Below are 8,885 nucleotides of genomic sequence, written 5' to 3' on the forward strand. Positions count from 1 at the left end.
GGAACCGGGGCTCAGAACTTCAGCCCGGCTTCGCGGGCGGCGTCAGCCAGAGCGGCAATGCGCCCGGCGTACCTGTTGCCACCACGGTCGAACACGACGGCCTCGACACCGGCGGCCTTGGCGCGCTCGGCGACCAGGGCGCCGACCTGCTGGGCCTGCGCGGACTTGTCACCCTCGCCACCGCGGATCGACGTGTCCAGGGTCGACGCCGACGCAAGGGTGTGACCCTTGAGGTCGTCGATGACCTGCGCGACGATGTTGCGGTTCGAACGCGTCACGACGAGGCGCGGACGCTCCGCCGTACCCGACACGCTCTTGCGGATGCGGATGTGGCGGCGCTGCTTCGCGGCGCGCTTGTAGGCGTCGCCCTTAGCGATCTTCGTGCCGTATGCCATTGCTTACTTACCCGCCTTTCCGACCTTGCGGCGGATGACCTCGCCCGCGTACTTGACGCCCTTGGCCTTGTACGGGTCGGGCTTGCGCAGCTTGCGGATGTTCGCGGCGACCTCGCCGACCTTCTGCTTGTCGATGCCCTCGACCGAGAACTTGGTCGGCGACTCGACCTTGAAGGAGATGCCCTCGGGCGCCTCCACCAGGATCGGGTGGCTGTAGCCGAGCTGGAACTCCAGGTTGGAGCCCTTCGCGGCGACGCGGTAACCGACACCGCTGATCTCGAGCGCCTTGGTGTATCCCTGGGTCACACCGGTGATCATGTTCGCCACCAGCGTGCGGGACAGGCCGTGCAGGGCCTTGTTCTGACGCTCGTCGTTGGGACGGGTGACGTTGAGAACGCCGTCCTCGCCCTTAACAATCTCGATCGGCGACGCGACGGTGTGCGTGAGGGTGCCCTTGGAACCCTTCACGACGACCGTGCGGCCATCGATGGTGACGTCCACACCGGCGGGAACCTGGATGGGGAGCTTGCCGATTCGCGACATGAGCTATTCCTCCGTTCCCGACTACCAGACGTAGGCGAGGACTTCCCCACCCACGCCCTTCTTCTGCGCCTGCTGGCCGGTCAGGAGGCCGTGGGACGTGGAGATGATCGCCACGCCCAGGCCGCCGAGAACCTTCGGCAGGTTGGTGGACTTCGCGTAAACACGCAGACCCGGCTTGGAGATGCGCTTGATGCCGGCGATCGAACGCTCACGGTTCGGGCCGAACTTCAGCTCCAGGACGAGGTTCTTGCCGACTTCGGCGTCCTCGACCTTCCAGCCGGTGATGAAACCCTCCTGCTGGAGGATCTCGGCGATGTGCGACTTGATCTTGCTGTGCGGCATGGCCACGGAGTCGTGGTACGCCGAGTTCGCGTTACGCAGACGCGTCAGCATGTCTGCGATCGGATCAGTCATGGTCATGAATTGGCCTTCGGCCTCTCTCGCCGGGGTTTCCTGTATGCGCCATCCCTCTCCCCACACAGGGGCGGGACGGGTGCGGCGCGGGGACCTACGGCGTAGTAAGTCGTGACGGGCGGCGGACGCCCAACCCCACAAGCCTACGGCATGCGGGGAGGGCGCTCCGCCGACCCTCTGCTTACCGAGAGACTCCGGTCATCCCTGAAAGAAGGGACTACCAGGAGCTCTTGGTCACGCCCGGGAGCTCTCCACGGTGAGCCATCTCACGAAGGCACACGCGGCAGAGGCCGAACTTGCGGTACACGGAGTGCGGGCGGCCACAGCGCTGGCAGCGGGTGTAGGCACGCACACCGAACTTGGGCTTACGAGCAGCCTTGGCAATCAGAGCCTTCTTCGCCATCTCGCTTACGCCTCCTTGAAGGGGAAGCCGAGGTGACGGAGAAGCGCACGGCCCTCAGCGTCGTTGGTCGCCGTGGTCACCACGGTGATGTCCATACCCCGGACGCGGTCGATCTTGTCCTGGTCGATCTCGTGGAACATGACCTGCTCGGTGAGACCGAAGGTGTAGTTGCCACGGCCGTCGAACTGCTTGGGGGACAGACCACGGAAGTCGCGGATGCGCGGAAGCGCGAGCGACAGGGTGCGGTCCAGGAACTCCCACATGCGGTCGCCACGGAGCGTGACGTGGGCACCGATCGGCTGGCCCTCACGCAGCTTGAACTGCGCGATGGACTTGCGGGCCTTGGTGACGGCCGGCTTCTGACCGGTGATCGTGGTGAGGTCGCGAATCGCGCCGTCGATCAGCTTGGAGTCGCGGGCGGCGTCGCCCACACCCATGTTGACCACGATCTTGACGAGGCCGGGAACCTGCATGACGTTCTCGTAGGAGAACTCCTCACGCAGCTTGCCCGCGATCTCCTCGCGGTACTTCGTCTTCAGACGCGGAGTGGTGGTGGTAGCCATCAGATGTCCTCACCCGTCCGCTTGGCAACGCGGATCTTGTTGCCCTCGTCGTCGAAGCGGAAACCGACGCGGGTCACGACCTTCTTGCCGTCCTTCTCCACGACGAGCTGAACGTTGCTCACGTGAATGGGGGCCTCGGTGGTGACGATGCCGCCGGTCTGCGAACCACGAGCGGTCTGGCCGGCCTTGGTGTGCTTCTTGACCCGGTTGACACCCTCGACCAGGACACGGTCCTCGCGGGGGAAGGCCGCGATGACCTTGCCCTGCTTGCCCTTGTCCTTACCGGTGATGACCTGGACCAGGTCGCCCTTCTTGATCTTCATGCTTACAGCACCTCCGGCGCGAGCGAGATGATCTTCATGAACTTCTTCTCGCGCAGCTCACGGCCGACGGGGCCGAAGATACGGGTGCCGCGAGGGTCGCCGTCGTTCTTCAGAATGACGGCGGCGTTCTCGTCGAAGCGGATGTACGAGCCGTCCTGACGACGACGCTCCTTGACGGTGCGAACGATGACCGCCTTGACGACGTCACCCTTCTTCACGTTGCCACCGGGGATCGCGTCCTTGACGGTGGCGACGATGACGTCACCGATGCCCGCGTAGCGGCGACCGGAGCCACCGAGAACACGGATGCAAAGGATCTCCTTGGCACCAGTGTTGTCGGCGACGCGCAGTCGCGACTCCTGCTGGATCACGTCTATCTCCTGATTGTCTGCCGGTTCCCGGCGGGGGTCTCCCGGGGAGACCCCCGCCGAGCCTGGCGGAACGAACTCGAAGGGTTACCCCTTCGAGCGATTACTTGGCCTTCTCGAGGATCTCGACGACGCGCCAGTGCTTGGTCGACGACAGCTTCCGGGTCTCCATCAGGAGGACACGGTCGCCGACGCCGGCAGCGTTCTGCTCGTCGTGGGCCTTGAGCTTGTTGGTACGGCGGATGACCTTGCCGTACAGCGCGTGCTTCACACGGTCCTCGACGGCGACGACGACGGTCTTGTCCATCTTGTCGCTGACGACCAGGCCCTCACGGGTCTTGCGTGCGTTGCGCTCGGTCTTCTCAGTCACGTTGTTCTCGCTCATCAGGCGCTCTCCACCGTCTCGATGCCCAGCTCGCGCTCACGCATCAGGGTGTAGATCCGGGCGATGTCCTTGCGGACGGCCTTCAGCCGGCCGTGGTTCTCGAGCTGGCCCGTCGCCGCCTGGAAGCGGAGGTTGAACAGCTCTTCCTTGGCCTCGCGGAGCTTGGCAACAAGCTCCTCGTTGCCCAGCTCGCGCAGCTCGGACGCCTTGGTACCGGCCGACATCACGCTTCACCTGCCTCGCGCTTGACGATCCGGCACTTCATCGGCAGCTTGTGCGCCGCGCGAGTCAGAGCCTCACGTGCGATCTTCTCGTTCGGGTAGGACAGCTCGAACATGACCCGGCCCGGGTGCACGTTCGCGACCCACCACTCCGGGGAACCCTTACCGGAACCCATGCGGGTCTCGGCGGGCTTCTTCGTCAGCGGACGGTCCGGGTAGATGTTGATCCAGACCTTGCCGCCACGCTTGATGTGGCGGGTCATCGCGATACGAGCCGCCTCGATCTGGCGGTTGGTCACGTACGCCGGAGTCATGGCCTGAATGCCGTACTCGCCGAACGCGACCGTCGTACCACCCTTGGCCATACCGCGGCGCTTGGGGTGGTGCTGCTTGCGGTGCTTGACCCTACGGGGGATCAGCATGTCGGTCAGGCCTCCGTTCCGGTGCTCTCAGCAGCCGGAGCGGCGGGAGCGTCGGCCTTGGGGGCCTCGGCTGCCTGAGCCTGCTGCGGCTTGCGACCGCGGCCGCCACGCTCGCCACCACGGCCACCGCGACCGGCCGGGCGGTCGGCGCCGCCACGGGCCGGGCGGTTGCCCGCACGGGCAGCAGCGTTCTCGGCGCGGACCTCGGCGATGTTCTTGACGTCGCCCTTGTAGATCCAGACCTTCACGCCGATGCGGCCGAAGGTCGTCTTGGCCTCGAAGAAGCCGTACTCGACGTTCGCGCGGAGCGTGTGCAGCGGCACACGGCCCTCGCGGTAGAACTCCGAGCGGGACATCTCGGCGCCGCCGAGACGGCCGCCACACTGGATCTTGATGCCCTTGGCGCCGGCCTTCATCGCCGACTGCATGCTCTTGCGCATGGCACGGCGGAAGGAGACGCGGGAGGACAGCTGCTCGGCAACGGCCTGGGCCACGAGCTGAGCGTCGACCTCGGGGTTCTTGACCTCGAGGATGTTCAGCTGGACCTGCTTGCCCGTGAGCTTCTCGAGGTCTCCGCGGATGCGGTCGGCCTCGGCGCCACGGCGGCCGATGACGATGCCGGGACGCGCGGTGTGGATGTCCACCCGCACGCGGTCACGGGTGCGCTCGATCTCAACCTTCGAGATGCCGGCGCGCTCCATGCCGGACGTCATCATCCGACGGATGGCGACGTCTTCCTTGACGTAGTCCTTGTACAGCTTGTCGGCGTACCAGCGGGACTTGAAGTCCGTGGTGATACCGAGCCGGAACCCGTGCGGGTTTACCTTCTGGCCCATTACCGGGTTCCTTCCTTGCTGCTGACGACCACGGTGATGTGGCTGGTCCGCTTACGGATCCGGTAGGCACGGCCCTGGGCACGCGGACGGAACCGCTTCAGGGTCGGGCCCTCATCCACGTACGCCTCGCTGATGACCAGCGAAGAGGCGTCGGTGTGGTCGTAGTTGTGCGCGGCGTTGGCAATGGCGCTGTCCAGCACCTTGCCAACCGGCACGCTCGCGGCCTGCGGGGCGAAACGCAGGACCGCCTGAGCCTCCGTGGCATCCATGCCACGGATGAGGTCCACCACGCGGCGGGCCTTCATGGGCGTGACGCGGATGTACCGCGCCTGGGCCCTGGCTTCCATGGTTGTCCCTTCGGTGTAAGTCATAGTCGTTCCACCCCGCTTTAGCGGCGCTTCGACTTCCGGTCGTCCTTGACGTGGCCGCGGAAGGTGCGAGTCGGCGAGAACTCGCCGAGCTTGTGGCCGACCATGGACTCGGTGACGAACACCGGGACATGGATCTTGCCGTTGTGCACCGCGATCGTGTGGCCGAGCATGGCCGGGATGATCATCGAGCGACGGGACCAGGTCTTGATGACGTTCTTGGTGCCGGCTTCGTTCTGGGCGTCCACCTTCTTGATCAGGTGGTCGTCGACGAAGGGCCCCTTCTTGAGACTGCGCGGCATCTAAACCCGCTCCTAGCGCTTCTTGTTCGTCTTGCGGCGGCGGACGATGTACTTGTTCGAAGCCTTCTTCGGCGAACGAGTACGACCCTCCTTCTGACCCCACGGGGAGACCGGGTGGCGACCACCGGAGGTCTTGCCCTCACCACCACCGTGCGGGTGGTCAACCGGGTTCATCGCGACACCGCGGACGGTCGGGCGGACGCCCTTCCAGCGCAGACGGCCGGCCTTGCCCCAGTTGATGTTCGACTGCTCGGCGTTGCCGACCTCGCCGATGGTGGCGCGGCAGCGGACGTCGACCAGACGGATCTCGCCGGACGGCATGCGCAGGTGGGCCATCTGGCCCTCCTTCGCGAGCAGCTGCACGGAGGCACCCGCGGAACGGGCGAACTTCGCGCCGCCGCCGGGCCGCAGCTCGATGGCGTGGATGGTCGTACCGACCGGGATGTTGCGCAGCGCCAGGTTGTTGCCGGGCTTGATGTCGGCCCCGGGGCCGTTCTCGACGCGGTCGCCCTGGTTCAGGCCACGCGGCGCGATGATGTAGCGCTTCTCGCCGTCCACGTAGTGGAGCAGCGCGATGCGCGCGGTGCGGTTCGGGTCGTACTCGATGTGAGCGACCTTGGCCGGCACGCCGTCCTTGTCGTGACGACGGAAGTCGATCACGCGGTAGGCGCGCTTGTGGCCACCGCCCTGGTGACGGACGGTCACACGACCGGTGTTGTTACGGCCGCCCTTGCTGTGCAGGGGGCGGACCAGCGACTTCTCCGGCGTGGACCGCGTGATCTCGACGAAGTCGGCGACGCTGGAGCCACGACGGCCCGGAGTCGTCGGCTTGTACTTGCGGATACCCATTTCTCAGTCCTCGTCCGATATTCGGACGACTCGACCTCCGTCAGGAGGTCGGGCCGCCGAAGATGTCGATACGGTCGCCCTCAGCAAGGGTCACGATGGCGCGCTTGGTGTTGGCGCGCTTGCCGAAACCGGTGCGGGTGCGCTTGCGCTTGCCCTGGCGGTTGATCGTGTTGACCCCGGTGACCTTGACCGAGAAGACCGCCTCGACGGCCTGCTTGATCTGGGTCTTGTTGGAACCGGGCGCGACGATGAACGTGTACTTGTTCTCGTCCAGCAGCGCGTAGCTCTTCTCGGAGACAACCGGCTTGACGAGAACGTCGCGCGGGTCCGTGAAGGTCTTGCTGGTGATCGTGGCCTCGGACATCAGGCCTCGCTCCCTTCGGTGTCGTTGGCGGCCTTGGGGCCGGACACGAAGGACTCGAAGGCGGCCTGGGTGAAGACCACGTCGTCGGAGACGAGCACGTCGTACGTGTTCAGCTGGCCCGGCTCCAGGATGTGGACCTGGGGCAGGTTGCGGGCGGACAGCCACGCGGCCTCGTCCGCACGCTCGACGATCAGGAGCACGTTCTTGCGCTCGGAGATCTTGCCCAGCAGGGACTTGGCGGACTTCGTGGACACCGCGCCGTCGACCACGCCGGAGACGACGTGGATGCGGGAGTGGCGGGCCCGGTCGGTGAGGGCACCGCGCAGGGCGGCGGCCTTCATCTTCTTCGGGGTCCGCTGCGAGTAGTCACGCGGCACGGGGCCGTGCACGACGCCACCGCCGGCGAACTGCGGCGCACGGGTCGAACCCTGACGGGCGCGGCCGGTGCCCTTCTGGCGGTAGGGCTTCTTGCCGCCACCACGGACCTCGCCACGCGTCTTGACCTTGTGCGTGCCCTGACGGGCGGCGGCCAGCTGCGCGACGACGACCTGGTGGATCAGCGGGATGCTGACCTTGGCGTCGAAGATCTCGGCCGGGAGCTCGACGGTCCCGGACTTGTCGCCGGCGGGCGACAGAATGTCAATGGTGCTCATAGTCCTCAGGCCCCCTTGGCCGCAGTGCGGACCAGGACCAGGCCGCCGTTCGGACCGGGAACTGCGCCCTTGATGAGGAGCAGACCCTTCTCCGCGTCAACGGCGTGAACGGTCAGGTTCTGGGTGGTGACCCGCTCGTTGCCCATGCGGCCCGCCATGCGGAGGCCCTTGAACACACGGCCCGGGGTGGCGCAGCCACCGATGGAACCGGGAGAGCGGTGCTTGCGCTGGGTACCGTGACCGGCGCCGAGGCCCTTGAAGTTGTGACGCTTCATGACACCGGCGAAGCCCTTGCCCTTGCTCTTGCCCGTGACGTCGACCTTGACGCCGGACTCGAACACCTGGGCGGTGATCTCCTGGCCCAGCGTGTACTCGCTGGCGTCAGGGGTGCGGAGCTCCACCAGGTGGCGGCGGGGGGTCACGTCGGCCTTGGCGAAGTGGCCCTTGAGGGGCTTGTTCACCTTGCGAGGGTCGATCTCGCCGAAGGCGATCTGGACCGACTCGTAGCCGTCGATGTCGTTCGTACGGACCTGGGTGACGACGCAGGGCCCGGCCTTGACAACGGTCACCGGGACGACACGGTTGTTCTCGTCCCAGACCTGGGTCATGCCGAGCTTCTCGCCCAGGACGCCCTTGATCTGCTTTGCCATCTCTTCCGCGCCTCTCAGAGCTTGATCTCGATGTCAACGCCGGCCGGAAGGTCCAGGCGCATCAGCGAGTCAACGGTCTTGGGCGTCGGGTCGAGGATGTCGATCAGGCGCTTGTGCGTGCGCATCTCGAAGTGCTCGCGCGAGTCCTTGTACTTGTGCGGCGACTTGATGACGCAGTACACGTTCTTCTCAGTGGGCAGCGGCACCGGGCCCGCGACCGACGCACCAGTGCGGGTCACCGTCTCGACGATCTTCTTCGCCGAGGAGTCGATGACCTCGTGGTCGTAGGCCTTGAGCCGGATGCGGATCTTCTGTCCCGCCATGGCTACTCAGTAGTCCTTTGTCTAGTGAAACGCTCTGGTGCCCGGCGAGTCCTGCACTCTTCTCCGACCCACGCGGTCGGGCGTGTCGCATTCCCTCTACGAAGATCTCCCGAAGGATTTCCCAACCAAGGGGTTGCGGGCCCGAAGACCGCTGACCGGGGGAAGAGCTCCCGCCGTGCGCCTGGCCGGTACCCCGCTGACGCTTCCCGGAAGATTCCCGTACGTCCGCCGATTCCCGCCTGGGGCGAGGAAGGGCGACGAGTACTGTGGGACTCGCTTCCGGTCCTCCCGGCGGGAGGCGCGCAGCATCGGCACTCAACCGAGCAACCCGGACAGTCTGCCATACGGCCCACGCGCCTGGCCAATCGAGCGGAAGAGATTACCCCGCGGGGGTTGCCTGTCAAACCGCCGCGCGACCCCCGATACCGGAGGCGGTCCGTCCGCCACCGCGCGCCGGGCGTGGGCCGAAGGGGCCGGCGGCCGGCCGGCCCGGGAGCACGGCC

18 protein-coding genes are annotated in these 8,885 nt (G+C 66.3%); all 18 read right to left on the minus strand.

The window, feature by feature from the left end; translation table 11 throughout:
* Positions 1 to 11 precede the first annotated feature (11 nt).
* Positions 12 to 395, minus strand: a complete 384-nt coding sequence (gene rplR, locus JE024_RS14470; RefSeq protein ID WP_205373991.1) for a 50S ribosomal protein L18 — start codon at positions 393 to 395, stop codon at positions 12 to 14.
* A gap of 3 nt (positions 396 to 398) precedes the next feature.
* Positions 399 to 938, minus strand: a complete 540-nt coding sequence (rplF, locus tag JE024_RS14475) for a 50S ribosomal protein L6 (RefSeq protein ID WP_147987687.1) — start codon at positions 936 to 938, stop codon at positions 399 to 401.
* 21 nt (positions 939 to 959) lie between these two features.
* Positions 960 to 1,358 (minus strand): 30S ribosomal protein S8, encoded by a 399-nt coding sequence (rpsH, locus tag JE024_RS14480; protein WP_018847496.1) that lies wholly within the window; start codon positions 1,356 to 1,358, stop codon positions 960 to 962.
* Positions 1,359 to 1,569: 211 nt separating this feature from the next.
* Positions 1,570 to 1,755 carry a type Z 30S ribosomal protein S14 gene (locus tag JE024_RS14485; protein WP_003956452.1) on the minus strand — a complete coding sequence of 62 codons (186 nt, stop codon included), beginning with the start codon at positions 1,753 to 1,755 and terminating at the stop codon, positions 1,570 to 1,572.
* Positions 1,756 to 1,760: 5 nt separating this feature from the next.
* Positions 1,761 to 2,318: a 50S ribosomal protein L5 gene (gene rplE, locus JE024_RS14490; protein ID WP_147987686.1), complete on the minus strand. Its 558-nt coding sequence runs from the start codon at positions 2,316 to 2,318 to the stop codon at positions 1,761 to 1,763.
* Entirely contained in the window at positions 2,318 to 2,641 is a 324-nt protein-coding gene (gene rplX / locus JE024_RS14495) for a 50S ribosomal protein L24 (protein WP_005313570.1), read from the minus strand. Before rplX ends, rplE begins: the two co-directional genes overlap by 1 nt.
* A gap of 2 nt (positions 2,642 to 2,643) precedes the next feature.
* The gene (gene rplN / locus JE024_RS14500; RefSeq protein WP_003956455.1) at positions 2,644 to 3,012 is read right to left on the minus strand and encodes a 50S ribosomal protein L14; all 369 of its coding nucleotides are present in this window, start codon (positions 3,010 to 3,012) and stop codon (positions 2,644 to 2,646) included.
* Positions 3,013 to 3,112: 100 nt separating this feature from the next.
* A complete protein-coding gene (gene rpsQ / locus JE024_RS14505) occupies positions 3,113 to 3,394 on the minus strand; it encodes a 30S ribosomal protein S17 (protein WP_147987685.1) in 282 nt (93 codons plus the stop codon).
* Entirely contained in the window at positions 3,394 to 3,618 is a 225-nt protein-coding gene (gene rpmC, locus JE024_RS14510) for a 50S ribosomal protein L29 (protein ID WP_017949657.1), read from the minus strand. The genes rpsQ and rpmC overlap by 1 nt, the downstream gene beginning before the upstream one ends.
* Complete coding sequence (gene rplP, locus JE024_RS14515) at positions 3,618 to 4,037, minus strand: 50S ribosomal protein L16 (RefSeq protein WP_005313579.1); 420 nt, start codon at positions 4,035 to 4,037, stop codon at positions 3,618 to 3,620. The genes rpmC and rplP overlap by 1 nt, the downstream gene beginning before the upstream one ends.
* 5 nt (positions 4,038 to 4,042) lie before the next feature.
* Positions 4,043 to 4,873, minus strand: coding sequence for a 30S ribosomal protein S3 (gene rpsC, locus JE024_RS14520; protein WP_187741873.1), 831 nt, complete (start codon positions 4,871 to 4,873; stop codon positions 4,043 to 4,045).
* Positions 4,873 to 5,220 carry a 50S ribosomal protein L22 gene (rplV, locus tag JE024_RS14525; RefSeq protein WP_004571827.1) on the minus strand — a complete coding sequence of 116 codons (348 nt, stop codon included), beginning with the start codon at positions 5,218 to 5,220 and terminating at the stop codon, positions 4,873 to 4,875. The genes rpsC and rplV overlap by 1 nt, the downstream gene beginning before the upstream one ends.
* Positions 5,221 to 5,261: 41 nt before the next feature.
* Positions 5,262 to 5,543, minus strand: coding sequence for a 30S ribosomal protein S19 (rpsS, locus tag JE024_RS14530; protein ID WP_147987683.1), 282 nt, complete (start codon positions 5,541 to 5,543; stop codon positions 5,262 to 5,264).
* Between the two features lie 12 nt (positions 5,544 to 5,555).
* Complete coding sequence (rplB, locus tag JE024_RS14535) at positions 5,556 to 6,392, minus strand: 50S ribosomal protein L2 (RefSeq protein WP_147987682.1); 837 nt, start codon at positions 6,390 to 6,392, stop codon at positions 5,556 to 5,558.
* Positions 6,393 to 6,432: 40 nt separating this feature from the next.
* Positions 6,433 to 6,756 (minus strand): 50S ribosomal protein L23, encoded by a 324-nt coding sequence (gene rplW, locus JE024_RS14540; protein WP_147987681.1) that lies wholly within the window; start codon positions 6,754 to 6,756, stop codon positions 6,433 to 6,435.
* A complete protein-coding gene (rplD, locus tag JE024_RS14545; RefSeq protein WP_205373992.1) occupies positions 6,756 to 7,409 on the minus strand; it encodes a 50S ribosomal protein L4 in 654 nt (217 codons plus the stop codon). Before rplD ends, rplW begins: the two co-directional genes overlap by 1 nt.
* 5 nt (positions 7,410 to 7,414) lie before the next feature.
* Positions 7,415 to 8,059 carry a 50S ribosomal protein L3 gene (gene rplC, locus JE024_RS14550; RefSeq protein ID WP_205373993.1) on the minus strand — a complete coding sequence of 215 codons (645 nt, stop codon included), beginning with the start codon at positions 8,057 to 8,059 and terminating at the stop codon, positions 7,415 to 7,417.
* Positions 8,060 to 8,073: 14 nt separating this feature from the next.
* Entirely contained in the window at positions 8,074 to 8,382 is a 309-nt protein-coding gene (gene rpsJ / locus JE024_RS14555) for a 30S ribosomal protein S10 (protein ID WP_003948644.1), read from the minus strand.
* Between the last annotated feature and the right edge of the window lie 503 nt (positions 8,383 to 8,885).

Origin of the sequence: Streptomyces zhihengii, from assembly GCF_016919245.1 — a bacterium.
Taxonomy (GTDB): Bacteria; Actinomycetota; Actinomycetes; order Streptomycetales; family Streptomycetaceae; genus Streptomyces; species Streptomyces zhihengii.